This window comes from Streptomyces sp. NPDC014995, from assembly GCF_043080745.1.
Classification (GTDB): domain Bacteria; phylum Actinomycetota; class Actinomycetes; order Streptomycetales; family Streptomycetaceae; genus Streptomyces.
In genome coordinates this window covers 347603-362400 of record NZ_JBIBVX010000005.1, presented here as the reverse complement: position 1 = coordinate 362400, position 14798 = coordinate 347603, and the positions used below count along the sequence as shown (strand labels likewise).

The window sequence follows — 14798 nt, the reverse complement described above, 5'->3', positions numbered from 1 at the left end:
ACAGCACCGAAACCAAGATGTTGGAAGTTGCGTGCTTCGCAACCTGGTGCGTATAACGCGACCGGGTCTAGCATGCCTCGCACATCTACGGCGCGAGCGAGACGAGGCACCATGGCTCCTGTGCAGTACGACTTCGTCATCGTCGGTGGTGGTTCGGCCGGCAGTGCACTGGCGAACAGACTCTCCGCCGACCCGGCCAACCGAGTGCTGGTCCTGGAGGCCGGCCGGTCGGACTACCCGTGGGATGTGTTCATCCACATGCCCGCGGCGCTGACCTACCCGATCGGCAGCCGGTTCTACGACTGGAAGTACGAGTCCGAGCCCGAGCCCCACATGGGCGGCCGGCGCATCTATCACGCCCGGGGCAAGGTGCTGGGCGGCTCCAGCAGCATCAACGGCATGATCTTCCAGCGCGGCAATCCGATGGACTACGAGCGCTGGGCGGCCGACCCGGGCATGGAGACCTGGGACTACTCCCACTGTCTGCCGTATTTCCGCCGGATGGAGAACTGTCTGGCGGCCGACCCGGACGACGAGTTCCGCGGTCACGACGGCCCGCTCGTGCTCGAACGCGGTCCGGCCACCAATCCCCTCTTCAGCGCCTTCCTCAAGGCCACGCAGGAGGCGGGTTATGCCCCCACGGACGACATCAACGGCTACCGGCAGGAGGGCTTCGCCAAGTTCGACCGGAATGTCCATCGCGGACGTCGGCTGTCGGCCTCGAAGGCGTACCTCAAGCCCGCGATGAAGCGGCCGAACCTCACCGTCAGGACGCGCGCCCTCGTCACGCGCGTCCTCTTCGAGGGCAAGCGCGCCGTGGGTGTCGAGTTCCAGCGCGGCCGGGGCGCCCTCCAGCAGGTCCGTGCCCGGGAAGTCATCCTCTGCGGCGGCGCCATCAACTCCCCGCAGCTGCTGCAGCTCTCCGGCGTCGGCAACGCCCAGGAACTGCGTGCCCTCGGCATCGACGTCGTCCACGACCTCCCGGGCGTCGGCGAGAACATGCAGGACCACTTGGAGGTCTACGTCCAGTACGCCTGCAAGCAGCCCGTCTCCATGCAGCCGTACATGGCGAAGTGGCGCGCCCCCTTCATCGGCCTGCAGTGGCTGTTCAGGAAGGGTCCGGCGGCGACCAACCACTTCGAGGCCGGCGGCTTCGCCCGCAGCAACGAGGACGTCGACTACCCCAACCTGATGTTCCACTTCCTGCCCGTCGCGGTCCGCTACGACGGCTCATCACCCGCCGGCGACCACGGCTACCAGGTCCACGTCGGGCCCATGTACTCGGACGCCATCGGCTCGGTGAAGATCAAGAGCAAGGACCCGCGCCAGCACCCGGCGCTGCGCTTCAACTACCTCTCCACCGAGCAGGATCGCCGCGAATGGGTCGAGGCGATCCGGGTGGCCCGCAAGCTCCTCAACCAGCCCGCACTCGCCCCGTACAACGGCGGGGAGGTCTCACCGGGACCGTCGGTGGAGACGGACGAGGAGATCCTCGCCTGGGTCGCCAAGGAGGGTGAGACCGCCCTGCATCCGTCCTGCACCTGCAAGATGGGCACCGACGAGATGTCCGTCGTCGACCCGACCAGCATGCGGGTGCACGGCACGGAGGGCCTGCGCGTGGTGGACGCGTCCGTCATGCCCTACGTCACCAACGGCAACATCTACGCTCCCGTCATGATGATCGCCGAGAAGGCGGCCGACCTGATCCTCGGCAAGCAGCCGCTTGAGCCGTCGAAGGCCGCGTACTACCGCCACCGCGACGCCCAGAAGCAGACGGGGTAGGCGTTGGGCACCGCAGGGCTCCGGGCGCTGCTGGACAGCGTCCGCTACGAGGTGCTGCCCGCGAAGGCGACCGAGGACAAGGTCCTCGCCCACGTCCCGCGCGACGTCGTCGTCACCGTGACGGCGTCGCCGGTCAAGGGCCTGGAACCGACCCTCGACCTGACCGGCCGGCTCGCCGCGCACGGTTACCGGGTCGTCCCGCACGTGCCGGCGCGGCTGCTGCGGGACGACCTGCACCTCAAGGAGGTCGCGGGCCGGCTGCGCGAGGCGGGCGTGGACGACGTCTTCGTCCCGGCGGGCGACGCCGACCCGCCCGCCGGGGTCTACGACGGGGCGCTGCCGGTGCTGCGCAGGCTCAGCGAACTGGGCAGGCCCTTCGCGCACGTCGGCGTCACCGGCTACCCCGAGAGCCATCCCCTCATCCACGACGACGTCACCATCCAGGCGATGTGGGACAAGCGCGAGCACGCCACGTACCTCGTGAGCAACCTCTGCTTCGACCCACGGGTGCTGGGGGAGTGGATCGTGCGCATCCGGCGGCGGGACGTCACCCTGCCCCTGTACGTGGGTGTCGCCGGTCCCGTGCAGCGGGCCAAGCTGCTGGCGATGGCCACGAAGATCGGGGTGGGGGAGTCGACGCGCTTCCTGGCCAAGCACGCCTCCTGGTTCGTGCGCTTCGCGGCACCCGGTGGGTATGCCCCCGAGAGGCTGCTGACCCGCACGCAGGAGGCGCTCACCGCACCCTCGGCGGGGGTGGCCGGCCTGCACCTGTTCACGTTCAACCAGATCGCCGAGACGGAGCGGTGGCGTCGCGCGCTGCTGGACCGGCTGGGCGGCTGAACCTGGAGAAGGATGGCACGGGACACGGACTGGAAGCTGACCCGAACCTTCACCGGCACGTCCGGTGACATCCGCTGGGACCGGCTGGGCCCGCCCGGCCGACCACCGGTCGTCCCCTACCGCGGGACGCCCTTCTCGTCGTACGTCTGTCGTGCCGTCGCCCGTTCGCTCGCCCGCGACCATCAGGTGTTCGCCTGGGACATGCCTCACGTCTTCGAGCGGTTACCGCCCGCACTCCTCCGTGCCCTGGTGCGTGAGTACGTCGGTTCCGCCGGCAGTCCGGGCCTGCATCCCGCGGTGCTCGACCGGCTCGTCGCCCCCTGGCTGGACGGCCCCGGCCAGGCGGCCTTCTACCGGCAGATCTCCCAGGCCGACCAGCGGTGCACCGACGAGATCCAGAGCCGGTACGGCGGGATCGGCGACCCCACGCTCGTCTGCTGGGGCGAGGACGACACCTGGATCCCGGTGGCGAAGGGGCGCGAGCTCGCCGTTCTTGTCCCCGGCGCGCGCTTCGAACCGATCGCCGGCGCGGGTCACCTCGTCCAGGAGGACGCCCCCGCGGAGCTCACGGCGGCCCTCGTCGCCTTCCTCCAGCAGCCGCGGTGACCGCCCGGCGGTACGCCCGGGGCCGTATACGGTGAGGGCGGGACATACGACGGGGGCGGGACCGCAATCCGGTCCCGCCCCTGTGTGCGTGCGGCTCAGCGGAAGACCACCGTGCGGTTGCCGTCCACCATCACGCGGCTCTCGCTGTGCCACTTCACCGCGTGCGCGAGCACCTGTGCCTCGACGTCCCGTCCGACCGTGACCAGGTCGCCGGGGTCGAGGGAATGGTCCACCCGGACCACGTCCTGCTCGATGATCTGGCCCTCGTCCAGGTCCGGTGTCACATAGTGCGCCGTCGCGCCGACGAGCTTCACTCCGCGCCGGTAGGCCTGCTCGTAGGGGCGTGCGCCCTTGAAGCTGGGGAGGAAGGAGTGGTGGATGTTGATGGCGCGGCCCTCGAGCTGCTTGCAGAGGTCGTCGGAGAGGATCTGCATGTAGCGGGCCAGCACCACCAGGTCGACGTCCAGCTCGTGCACGAGTTCCAGCAGCCGGGCCTCGGCCTCGGGCTTGGTCTCCTTGGTCACCGGGACGTGGTGGAAGGGGATGCCGTACGTCTCCGCGAGTCCCTCGAAGTCCCGGTGGTTGGAGACGATCGCCGGAATCTCGATGTTGAGGGCGCCGGTGCGGCGGCGGAAGAGCAGGTCGTTCAGGCAGTGGCCGAACTTGGACACCATGATCAGTGTCCGGGTCGGTGTGGCGGCCTCCCTCAGGGTCCAGGAGATGCCGTAGGCCTGGGCCACCGGGCCGAACCGGTAACGCAGTTGTTCCAGACCGGCGTTCGGATCGGAAACGTCGAAGTGGACCCTCATGAAGAAGCGGCCCTGGAGCCGATCGTCGAACTGCTGGCTCTCCAGGATGTTGCCGGAGTTCCTGACGAGAAAGCCGCTCACTGCGTGGACCAGTCCGGCGCTGTCGGGACAGGAGAGGGTGAGGACGTACTCACGGCCAGGTTGCGGTCGAGGGGACATGAACGGCCTCCGTCGGTGCGTAATACACAACATGGTGGGCGATACGCAACATGGTCGGCGGGTCGACGCTTGCGGTCAAGGGTGGCCGGGCAAGTGATCGCATGGTCAAATCGCCATCGGTCAACCTCTTGACGTCTGTCTGGACATTCGCCAGGGTGTTCCACCACAAGCAATCGGGTGCACGATGCGCAACGAATTTCGGTTGAAAGGCTCGGCGCGTGGCAGACCTGTACGTGGATGGCGAATGGCGGGATCCGGTGGTCGGCGGGCACCGGGAGATCCGATGTCCCGCTGACGGCACGCTCGCGGCGACCGTATCGGAAGGGACGCGTCCCGACACCGAGGCGGCGATCGCCGCAGCCCGCCGGGCCTTCGACGAGGGGCCCTGGCCGCACACCTCCGAGCGGGAGCGCGGCGCGCTGCTGCTGCGCACCGCCGACCTGATCGAGCGCGGCGCCAAGGAATTCGCCCGCGCCGAGTCCCTGGACACCGGCAAGCGGCTGGTGGAGAGCGAGTACGACATCGCCGACGTCGTCTCCTGCTTCCGGTACTACGGCGGGCTCGGCGGCACGGGCGCCGGCCGGGTGATCGACACGGGCCGGGACGACGCCGTCAGTCGTGTCGAGTACGAGCCGGTCGGGGTGTGCGGACTGATCACTCCTTGGAACTACCCGCTGCTGCAGGCCAGTTGGAAGGTCGCCCCGGCGCTCCTCGCGGGCAACACGATCGTCCTCAAGCCCAGCGAGCTCACCCCCTCCACCTCGATCCTGCTGATGAGGGCACTGGAGGAGGCCGGGCTCCCGGCCGGTGCGGCCAATCTCGTCCTGGGCACGGGGGCCGAGGTGGGCGCCCCCCTGTCCGAGGACCCGGCCGTCGACATGGTCTCCTTCACCGGAGGTCTCGAGACCGGCAAGCGCATCATGGCCACCGCCGCCGCGACCGTGAAGAAGGTCGCGCTGGAGCTCGGCGGAAAGAACCCCAACGTCGTCTTCGCCGACGCCGACTTCGAGACGGCCGTGGACTTCGCTCTCACGGCCGTCTTCCTGCACTCGGGACAGGTCTGTTCCGCCGGGGCCCGCCTGATCGTCGAGGACTCCCTGCATGACGCCTTCGTCGACGAGGTCGTCCGCCGTGCCCGGCGGATCCGCCTCGGCGGACCCTTCGACCCCGAGGCCGAGACCGGAGCACTGATCTCCGCCCTGCACCGGGAGAAGGTCGAGGCGTACGTCGCGGCCGGCCTCGCCGAAGGCGCCGTACTGCGCTGCGGCGGCGAACGGCCCGCAGACCCGGCCCTCGCCAACGGCTACTACTACCCGCCGACCGTCCTCGACGAATGCCGGCAGGACATGCGCGTCGTGCACGAGGAGTCCTTCGGGCCCGTCCTCACCGTGGAGCGCTTCACCGACGAGGACGACGCCGTGCGCATCGCCAACGACACCGAGTACGGACTCGCCGGAGCCGTCTGGACACAGGACGCCGGCAAGGCCCAGCGGGTCGCCCGGCGGCTGCGCCACGGCACGGTCTGGATCAACGACTACCACCCCTACGTGCCGCAAGCGGAATGGGGTGGCTTCGGACACTCGGGCGTCGGCCGGGAGCTGGGACCGACCGGCCTGGACGAGTACCGAGAGCCCAAACACATCTGGCAGAACATCCAACCCCGGCCGCAGCACTGGTTCCGCGGCTGAACGCCGAAAGAAGGTCGAACGTGACCACACAGACCGAGGTGCCGCAGCGGCGCGGCACGCCTCAGGACTCGGGCCCCACCCCGGTCATATCCGTGCGCAGGCTGTGGAAGGTGTTCGGGCCGAAGGCCGACCGGGTGCCGGACTCCGAGGAGCTGTGCGGCCTCACCCGCCGTGAGCTCATGGACCGTACCGGATGCACCGCCGCCGTACGCGACGTCCACTTCGACGTCTCGCCCGGCGAGGTCTTCGTCGTCATGGGCCTGTCCGGCTCCGGCAAGTCCACGCTGGTGCGATGTCTGACCAGGCTGATCGAACCCACCGCCGGAGAGATCGTCTTCGAGGGCGAGGACATCCGGCAGGCGGACGACAAGCGCCTGCGCGACCTGCGGCGCCGCAAGTTCTCCATGGTCTTCCAGCACTTCGGGCTGCTGCCCCACCGCCGTGTCGTCGACAACGTGGCCTTCGGGCTGGAGATCCGCGGCATGGGCAAGGCCGAGCGCACCGAGCGGGCCCAGGAGGTCGTCGAGCTGGTCGGCCTCGCCGGGTACGAGAACTCCTACCCCGACCAGCTCTCCGGCGGTATGCAGCAGCGCGTCGGCCTCGCCCGGGCACTGGCCGGTGATCCGGACGTGCTCTTCTTCGACGAGCCCTTCTCGGCACTCGACCCGCTGATCCGCCGTGACATGCAGAACGAGGTCATCCGCCTGCACCACGAGGTCGGCAAGACGATGGTGTTCATCACCCACGACCTCTCCGAGGCACTCAAGCTGGGCGACCGCATCCTCATCATGCGGGACGGCAAGATGGTCCAGTGCGGCACCGGCGACGAGCTGGTCGGCGCCCCCGCCGACGACTACGTCCGCGAGTTCGTCAAGGACGTGCCGCGCGGTGACGTGCTCACCCTGCGGTGGATCATGCGCCCGCCGGCCGACGGTGACCCTCTGGACGGTCCCGAGCTGGGCCCTGACGTCGTGGTGAAGGAGGCCACCCGGGCGGTCCTCGCGGCCGACAAGCCGGTCAAGGTCGTCGAGAACGGCAAGCTGCTCGGCATCGTCGGCGACGAGGAGATCCTCGCGGTGGTCGCCGGGCAGGAAGGCGGCGCGTGATGACCGTCGCCGTCGAGAAACCCGAGAGGACGCGGACACCCGGGCCGGCCGCTCCCGTCAAGGAGACACGCAAGGTCAGCCGATCCATGGTGGTCGGCGCGATCCTGGTCGTCTGGCTGGTGCTGTTCGCCGTACTGCGCGGCAAGCAGACCCTCGCCCTGGCGGCGGCCGACCTCACCGATCTGCACCGGTGGATCAACGACGTCAACGACTCCATCGGGGCCAACCGCAACTCCAACCCGCTCTTCCTGTACTTCTTCAACGAGATCCGGCTCGTCATCGACAACCTGGTGATCTTCATCCAGGAGCTGATCTCCCAGCCGTCCGGCGCCCGCCCGGTCCCGCAGATCGGCTGGCTGGGTGTCGTCGGCATCGCCGGTTACCTCTCCTGGGCCGTGGGCAACTGGCGGGCCGCGCTGCTGGCTGTGGCCGGGTGCACCTTCATGGGGCTGCAGGGCCTGTGGCAGGAGAGCATGGACACCCTGGCGCTCATCCTGTGCGCGGTGTTCGTGGCGCTGCTGTTCGCGCTTCCGCTGGGTGTGTGGGCGGGGCTGTCCGACCGGTTCAACCGGATCATGACGCCGTTCCTGGACTTCATGCAGACGATGCCGACCTTCGTCTACCTGGCCCCGCTGACCCTGTTCTTCCTCATCGGCGGCGCCTCCGCCACCATCGCCACCGTCATCTACGCGGCTCCTCCGGCGATCCGGATCACCGCGCACGCCATCCGGAACGTGCCCGCCACGACGGTCGAGGCGGCCGACTCACTGGGCGCCACACGCCGGCAGTCGCTGCTGAAGGTCCTGCTGCCGATGTCCAAGCGGACCGTGGTGATGGGCGTCAACCAGACCATCATGGCCGCCCTGGCCATGGTGACCATCGCGGCCCTGATCAACGCGCCCGGCCTCGGCGCGGTCGTCGTCCAGGCACTTCAGTCGCTCGACGTCGGCACGGCCTTCAACGCGGGTCTCGCCATCGTCGTCATGGCGATCGTCCTGGACCGGGTCACGACCGCGGCCGCCGCACGGGAAGAGAACGCACGGCGTTCCAAGAACCGCTTCGTGACGTGGCGGCGGCCCCTGCTGGGAGCCGGCGCGGCGGTCACCGCGGTTCTGGTCTACCTCTCGCACACCTACCTGTGGGCGGCCGAGTTCCCCGGCGACGGCACCATCGGCAGCCACATCGCGAGCGCCGCGGACAGCGCGACCGCCTGGGCGCAGGACAACCTGTCCGGCCTCACCAACGCGATCCGCGACGTCATCACCAACGGCCTGCTCAACCCGTTCCAGACGCTGGTCACCGACTCGCCGTGGTGGCTCGTCGGCGCGGTGCTGGTCGCGCTCGGCGTGGTGCTCGGCGGCTGGAGGTCCGGGGTCACCACGGCCGTGTGCGTGGGCCTGCTGGTCGGCACCGGCGTGTGGTCGGACGCCATGACGACGCTCGCGTCGACACTCGTCGCGACGGTGCTCGTGATGGTGCTCGGCATCGTCTTCGGCGTGTGGATGGGGCGCAGTCCGCTCGTGGACCGGGTGATCCGGCCCAGTCTGGACGCGGCCCAGGTCATGCCGCCGTTCGTCTATCTCGTGCCGTTCCTCGCGCTGTTCGGTCCCACGCGCTTCACGGCCATCGTCGCCGCGATCGTCTACGGAGCGCCCGTCGCGATGAAGATCATCGCGGACGGGGTCCGGGCCGTGCCCGAGACCACCGTGGAGGCGGCCACCTCCGCCGGGTGCAACACCTGGCAGATCATCACCAAGGTCCAACTGCCGATGTCACGCAGCGCCCTGACCCTCGCGACCAACCAGGGCCTCATCTACGTGCTGTCGATGGTTGTGGTGGGCGGCCTGGTAGGCGCGGGCGCCCTCGGCTACGACGTCGTGGCCGGATTCTCGCAGGGTCAGTTGTTCGGGAAGGGGCTCGCCGCCGGGCTCGCCATCGTCCTTCTCGGAGTCATGTTCGACCGGATCACTCAGGCAGCGGCGCGGCGTACCAGCGCGTAAGGAGTTCACTGACCATGGCAAGGCAAGCAACACAGTGGAGAGTCGGCGCGGCCGGCATAGCGGTCCTCGGCCTCACCCTCACCGCCTGCGGCGGTGCGAAGGTCGGTGACAGCTCCGCGGGTGCCGGCAGCGACGGCAAATGCGGCACCTTCAACCTCGCGGTCAACCCGTGGGTGGGCTACGAGGCGGACGCGGCGGTCGTCGCGTACGTCGCGGAACACGACCTCGGCTGCAAGGTCAACCAGAAGGACCTGAAGGAGGAGATCGCCTGGCAGGGCTTCGGGACGGGCGAGGTGGACGCCGTCCTGGAGAACTGGGGTCACGACGACCTGAAGAAGAAGTACATCACCGACCAGAAGACCGCCGTCTCGGCCGGCTCGACCGGCAACAAGGGCGTCATCGGCTGGTACGTACCGCCGTGGCTGGCGAAGGCCCACCCGGACATCACCGACTACAAGAACCTCAACAAGTACGCGGCCAAGTTCAAGACCTCCGAGTCGGGCGGCAAGGGCCAGCTCCTGGACGGTGACCCGTCGTACGTCACCAACGACGAGGCGCTGGTGAAGAACCTGAAGCTGGACTTCAAGGTGGTGTACGCGGGCAGCGAGACCGCGCTCATCCAGGCGTTCCGGAAGGCCGAGAAGAACAAGGAATGGGTGATCGGTTACTTCTACGAGCCGCAGTGGTTCCTGTCCGAGGTGCCCCTGGTCAAGGTCGGCCTGCCCCCGTACAAGGCGGGATGTGACGCCGATGCGGAGAAGGTCGCCTGCGACTACCCCGTCTACGAACTCGACAAGATCGTCAGTGCGAAGTTCGCAAAGTCGGGCAGCCCGGCCTTTGACTTGGTGAAGAACTTCAACTGGACGAACGACGACCAGAACACCGTGGCCAAGTACATCGCGGTGGACAAGATGAAGCCCGAGGCGGCGGCCAAGAAGTGGGTCGAGGCCAACCGCGACAAGGTGGACGCCTGGATCAAGTAGGGCCTTCACGGATGCCCGGCGGGCGGTGCGCACGGACGCGCACCGCCCACCGGGCATTGCTGTTTTTCTCCGAGCCGTCCCACGTCACCGGACCTCTTGACACCCACCTGCACGGCGGGCACATTGAGTTGCGCAACTTGAATCATGTTGCGCACAAAGCAACTCAACCGGAGGTGCGGCGATGGCGGGACCGCGTGTGGTCATCATCGGAGCGGGCGTCGTGGGGGCGGCGCTCGCGGACGAGATCTCGGCGCGGGGCTGGACCGAGGTGACCGTGGTCGACCAGGGGCCGCTCCCCGCCACCGGTGGCTCGACCTCGCACGCCCCCGGCCTGGTCTTCCAGACGAACTCCTCGAAGACCATGACGGAACTGGCCCGCTACACCGTCGAGAAGTTCTGCTCCCTCGACGTCGACGGCAAGCCCTGCTTCCTCCAGGTCGGCGGGCTGGAGGTGGCGACCACGCCGGAGCGCCTCAGGGAACTGCACCGCCGGCACGGCTGGATCACCGCCTGGGGCATCGAGTCGCGGATCCTCACCGCCGACGAGTGCGTCGAGCGGCACCCGCTGGTCAACCGGGACAAGGTCCTCGGCGGGCTCCTCGTCCCGACCGACGGCCTCGCCAAGGCGGTCCTCGCCGTCGAGGCCCAGATCCGTCGGGCCACCGAGCGCGGCGTCCGCTTCCTGGACCGCCACGAGGTCCTCGACGTCCTGACGGCCGACGGCGAGGTGACGGGAGTCCGCACCGACCAGGGCGATCTGGAAGCCGACATCGTCGTGTGCTGCGCCGGCATCTGGGGCCCGAAGATCGCCCGCATGGTCAGCATGAACCTGCCGCTGACCCCGCTGGCCCACCAGCTCGCCTGGACCGGCCCCGTCCCGGCCCTCGCCGGGCAGACGGAGGAAGCGGTCCGCCCGATCCTGCGCCACCAGGACGCCGACCTCTACTACCGCGACCGCTTCGACGGCATCGGCATCGGCTACTACGGCCACCGCCCGATGCCCATCACCGCCGACGACATCCTCTCCGTGGACGAGGCCGACGAGATGCCGTCGATCCTGAAGTTCACCGAGGAGGACTTCGAGCCCGCCTGGACCGAGACCCGGTCCCTCCTCCCCGCCACGCAGGAGGCCAAGGTCGAGGAGGGCATCAACGGCCTGTTCTCCTTCACCACCGACAACTTCCCGCTCCTCGGCGAGTCCCCGGACGTCAAGGGCTTCTGGATCGCCGAGGCCGTCTGGGTGACCCACTCCGCGGGCGTGGGACGGGCGATGGCCGAGTGGCTGGTCGACGGACACTGCTCGTCCTTCGACCTGCACGAGTGCGACGTCAACCGCTTCGAGCCGCACCAGCTGGCCCCGGAGTACGTCCTGGCCCGCGACTGCCAGAACTTCGTCGAGGTCTACGACATCCTCCACCCCCTCCAGCCCTCGGGTGAGCCGCGCCCGATCCGCACCAGCCCCTTCCACACCCGCCAGCAGGAGCTGGGCGCCTTCTTCCTGGAGGCGAACGGCTGGGAGCGGCCGCAGTGGTACGAGGCCAACGCGGGCCTGGTCGAAGGCCGCTCCATCCCGACCCCGAACGACTGGGCCGCCCAGTTCTGGTCGCCCGTCGTCGGCGCCGAGGCCCAGGTCACCCGCGAGACCGTCGCGATGTACGACATGACGGCCCTCAAGCGCCTGGAGGTCACCGGCCCCGGCTCCGCCGAGTTCCTGGAGCGCCTGTGCACCGGCAAGGTCGCCAAGTCGGTCGGCTCGGTCACGTACACGCTCCTCCTGGACCACGACGGCGGCATCCGCAGCGACATCACGGTCGCCCGGCTGGGGCGCGACCTCTTCCAGGTCGGTGCCAACGGCAACCTGGACCTCGACTGGTTCACCCGCCACCTCCCCGCCGACGGCACGGTCCAGGTCCGCGACATCACCCCCGGCACCTGCTGCATCGGCCTGTGGGGCCCACTGGCCCGCAAGGTCCTGCAACCCCTCACCGACGAGGACTTCTCAGGCGACGGCCTGAAGTACTTCCGGGCCAAGCGCGCACACATCGGCTCCGTCCCCGTCACCGCGATGCGCCTGTCGTACGTCGGCGAACTCGGCTGGGAGCTGTACACCACCGCCGACCAGGGCCTGAAGCTGTGGGACACGCTGTGGCAGGCGGCCAAGCCGCTCGGCGGCATCGTCGCGGGCCGCGGCGCCTTCAACAGCCTTCGCCTGGAGAAGGGCTACCGCTCCTTCGGCACCGACATGACCTACGAGCACGACCCCTACGAGGCCGGCGTCGGCTTCGCCGTCAAGCCCGACAAGGACGACTTCATCGGCAAGGCCGCCCTGGAGCGCCGCAGGACCGGCGTACGCAGGAAGCTGACCTGCCTCACCATCGACGACCCGCGGTCGGTCGTCCTGGGCAAGGAGCCGGTCTACGACGGCGACCGCGCGGTCGGCTACGTCACCAGCGCCGCCTACGGCTACACCATCGACAAGGGCATCGCCTACGCCTGGCTCCCCGCGGAACTCACCACCCCCGGCACCATCCTGCACATCGGCTACTTCGACCAGCGCGTCGAGGCGGTCGTCGCCGAGGAGCCCCTGTTCGACCCCACGATGTCACGTCTCCGTGGCTGACACCCCGCGTCGACTCCGAGGGAAGGAACACCGCCGGTGAACGCACAGCTGCTCGACGGCAAGGCGACCGCCGCCGCGATCCGTCGCGAACTCGCGGAACGCGCGGGCAAGTTGACGGCCACGAACGGCCGCCCGCCCGGCCTGGGCACCGTTCTGGTCGGCGACGACCCCGGCAGCCATGCCTACGTCGCCGGCAAGCACCGCGACTGCGCCCAGGTCGGCATCGCCTCCATCCGCCGGGATCTGCCCGCCGACGCCTCCCAGCAGCAGGTCGAGGAGACGATCGACGAGCTCAACGCCGACCCGGCGTGCACCGGCTACATCGTCCAGCTTCCGCTGCCGCGCCACCTGGACGCCGGCGCCGTACTGGAACGCATGGACCCCGCCAAGGACGCCGACGGCCTGCACCCCGTCAACCTCGGCCGGCTCACCCTGGGCGTCGAGGCCCCACTGCCGTGCACCCCGCGCGGCATCGTGGAGCTGCTCCGCCGCCATGACGTACCGCTCGCCGGAGCACGCGTCTGCGTGATCGGCCGCGGCATCACCGTCGGACGCCCGATCGGCCTCCTCCTCACCCGCCGCTCCGAGAACGCCACCGTCACCCTCTGCCACACCGGCACCAAGGGACTCGCCTGGCACGTACGCGAGGCGGACATCGTCATCGCCGCCGCCGGCTCGCCCGGACTGATCACCAAGGACATGCTGCGCCCCGGCGCCGCGGTCCTGGATGTCGGCATCACCCGCACCGACCAGGGCCTGGTCGGTGACATCCACCCGGAGGCCGCCCAGGTCGCCGGATGGCTCGCGCCCATGCCCGGCGGCGTAGGCCCCATGACCCGAGCGATGTTGCTGGCCAACGTCGTCGAGGCCGCCGAGAGGAACGCCACCGCCGTATGAACGCGCACGCCCCCGAGTACCCGCAGCATCCGCACCTCGCAGACGCCCTGCCAGAAGACGGAGACGTCCGATGAGCCCCCGCACCCCCGGCGCCGACCTGCCCGACCACCCCGACTTCCTGTGGCGTAATCCCGAGCCCAAGAAGTCGTACGACGTGGTGATCGTCGGCGGCGGCGGCCACGGCCTCGCCACCGCGCACTACCTCGCCAGGAACCACGGCATCACCAATGTCGCGGTGCTGGAGAAGGGCTGGCTCGCGGGCGGCAACATGGCCCGCAACACCACGATCATCCGCTCCAACTACCTGTGGGACGAGAGCGCCGGCATCTACGAGCACGCCCTAAAGCTCTGGGAGGGCCTGGCGGAGGAGCTCGACTACCCGATCCTCTTCTCGCAGCGCGGCGTGCTGAACCTGGCCCACAGCCTCCAGGACGTCCGCGACAGCGTGCGCCGCGTCGAGGCGAACCGCCTCAACGGCGTGGACGCGGAGTGGCTCGACGCGGACGGCGTCAAGGAGGTCTGCCCGATCGTCAACATCTCGCCGGACGTGCGCTACCCGGTCCTGGGCGCCACGTACCAGCCGCGCGCGGGCATCGCCAAGCACGACTACGTCGCCTGGGGCCTGGCCCGCTCGGCGGACGCCGCCGGCATCGACATCATCCAGAACTGCGAGGTCACCGGCCTGGACGTGGTCGGCAACCGCGTGGTCGGCGTCCAGACCAACCTCGGCCCCATAGCAGCGGGCAAGGTGGCGCTCTGCTCGGCGGGCCACACCTCCGTCCTGGCGGCCATGGCGGGCATCGAACTCCCCGTCCAGAGCCACCCGTTGCAGGCCCTGGTCTCGGAGCTCCTGGAGCCGGTGCACCCCACGGTCGTCATGTCCAACGCCGTCCACGTGTACGTCAGCCAGGCGCACAAGGGTGAGCTGGTCATGGGCGCGGGCATCGACGCGTACAACTCGTACACCCAGCGCGGTGCCTTCCACATCATCGAAGAGCAGATGTCGGCGGCCCTGGAGCTGTTCCCGGTCTTCGCCCGCGCCCACGTGCTGCGCACCTGGGGCGGCATCGTCGACGTCAGCCCCGACGCCTCACCGATCATCGGGCTCAGCCCCGTCGACAACCTCTACCTCAACTGCGGCTGGGGCACGGGCGGCTTCAAGGCCACCCCCGGCGTCGGCTGGGTCTACGCCCACACCATCGCCCACGACACCCCGCACGCCCTCAACGCCCCCTTCTCGCTCGACCGTTTCACCACCGGCGCGCTCGTCGACGAGCACGGCGCGGCCGCGGTGGCCCACTAGGGAGC

The 14798-nt window shown here is 69.3% G+C and carries 11 protein-coding genes; 10 read left to right on the top strand and 1 reads right to left on the bottom strand.

Translation table 11 applies throughout. The annotated features are described in order from the left end of the window. Nucleotides 1-111 precede the first annotated feature (111 nt). The 3 genes from betA to ACF1A1_RS13345 are packed head-to-tail and all read left to right on the top strand — an operon-like array spanning nucleotide 112 to nucleotide 3228. Nucleotides 112-1782 carry a choline dehydrogenase gene (betA, locus tag ACF1A1_RS13355; protein WP_391999523.1) on the top strand — a complete coding sequence of 557 codons (1671 nt, stop codon included), beginning with the start codon at nucleotides 112-114 and terminating at the stop codon, nucleotides 1780-1782. A gap of 3 nt (nucleotides 1783-1785) precedes the next feature. Then, entirely contained in the window at nucleotides 1786-2622 is an 837-nt protein-coding gene (locus ACF1A1_RS13350) for a 5,10-methylenetetrahydrofolate reductase (protein ID WP_391999521.1), read from the top strand. A gap of 12 nt (nucleotides 2623-2634) precedes the next feature. Continuing rightward, nucleotides 2635-3228, top strand: coding sequence for an alpha/beta fold hydrolase (locus ACF1A1_RS13345; protein WP_391999519.1), 594 nt, complete (start codon nucleotides 2635-2637; stop codon nucleotides 3226-3228). A gap of 95 nt (nucleotides 3229-3323) precedes the next feature. Here ACF1A1_RS13345 and purU read toward each other — a convergent pair whose 3' ends face one another. After that, nucleotides 3324-4196, bottom strand: a complete 873-nt coding sequence (gene purU / locus ACF1A1_RS13340; RefSeq protein WP_391999518.1) for a formyltetrahydrofolate deformylase — start codon at nucleotides 4194-4196, stop codon at nucleotides 3324-3326. A gap of 218 nt (nucleotides 4197-4414) precedes the next feature. On the opposite strand from purU, the gene ACF1A1_RS13335 reads away from it, so the two are divergent. From ACF1A1_RS13335 to ACF1A1_RS13305, 7 genes are all read left to right on the top strand, one after another. Further along, complete coding sequence (locus tag ACF1A1_RS13335; RefSeq protein ID WP_391999516.1) at nucleotides 4415-5884, top strand: aldehyde dehydrogenase family protein; 1470 nt, start codon at nucleotides 4415-4417, stop codon at nucleotides 5882-5884. Between the two features lie 20 nt (nucleotides 5885-5904). Continuing rightward, nucleotides 5905-6990 (top strand): glycine betaine/L-proline ABC transporter ATP-binding protein, encoded by a 1086-nt coding sequence (locus tag ACF1A1_RS13330; RefSeq protein ID WP_391999514.1) that lies wholly within the window; start codon nucleotides 5905-5907, stop codon nucleotides 6988-6990. Further along, nucleotides 6990-8990 (top strand): ABC transporter permease, encoded by a 2001-nt coding sequence (locus ACF1A1_RS13325; protein ID WP_391999512.1) that lies wholly within the window; start codon nucleotides 6990-6992, stop codon nucleotides 8988-8990. Before ACF1A1_RS13330 ends, ACF1A1_RS13325 begins: the two co-directional genes overlap by 1 nt. 14 nt (nucleotides 8991-9004) lie before the next feature. Next, the gene (locus tag ACF1A1_RS13320; protein WP_391999511.1) at nucleotides 9005-9973 is read left to right on the top strand and encodes an ABC transporter substrate-binding protein; all 969 of its coding nucleotides are present in this window, start codon (nucleotides 9005-9007) and stop codon (nucleotides 9971-9973) included. 181 nt (nucleotides 9974-10154) lie between these two features. After that, entirely contained in the window at nucleotides 10155-12593 is a 2439-nt protein-coding gene (locus tag ACF1A1_RS13315) for an FAD-dependent oxidoreductase (RefSeq protein ID WP_391999509.1), read from the top strand. A 36-nt stretch (nucleotides 12594-12629) separates the two neighbouring features. Then, nucleotides 12630-13490, top strand: coding sequence for a bifunctional methylenetetrahydrofolate dehydrogenase/methenyltetrahydrofolate cyclohydrolase (locus ACF1A1_RS13310; RefSeq protein ID WP_391999507.1), 861 nt, complete (start codon nucleotides 12630-12632; stop codon nucleotides 13488-13490). Nucleotides 13491-13560: 70 nt separating this feature from the next. After that, nucleotides 13561-14793: a sarcosine oxidase subunit beta family protein gene (locus ACF1A1_RS13305; protein WP_391999506.1), complete on the top strand. Its 1233-nt coding sequence runs from the start codon at nucleotides 13561-13563 to the stop codon at nucleotides 14791-14793. Nucleotides 14794-14798: the final 5 nt, after the last annotated feature.

Excerpts from the sequence above, each read along its gene's own strand:
- betA (WP_391999523.1), top strand. The coding sequence starts at position 112 with ATGGCTCCTGTGCAGTACGACTTCGTCATCGTCGGTGGTGGTTCGGCC.
- ACF1A1_RS13345 (WP_391999519.1), top strand. The coding sequence starts at position 2,635 with ATGGCACGGGACACGGACTGGAAGCTGACCCGAACCTTCACCGGCACG.
- purU (WP_391999518.1), bottom strand. The coding sequence starts at position 4,196 with ATGTCCCCTCGACCGCAACCTGGCCGTGAGTACGTCCTCACCCTCTCC.
- ACF1A1_RS13325 (WP_391999512.1), top strand. The coding sequence starts at position 6,990 with ATGACCGTCGCCGTCGAGAAACCCGAGAGGACGCGGACACCCGGGCCG.
- ACF1A1_RS13320 (WP_391999511.1), top strand. The coding sequence starts at position 9,005 with ATGGCAAGGCAAGCAACACAGTGGAGAGTCGGCGCGGCCGGCATAGCG.
- ACF1A1_RS13315 (WP_391999509.1), top strand. The coding sequence starts at position 10,155 with ATGGCGGGACCGCGTGTGGTCATCATCGGAGCGGGCGTCGTGGGGGCG.
- ACF1A1_RS13305 (WP_391999506.1), top strand. The coding sequence starts at position 13,561 with ATGAGCCCCCGCACCCCCGGCGCCGACCTGCCCGACCACCCCGACTTC.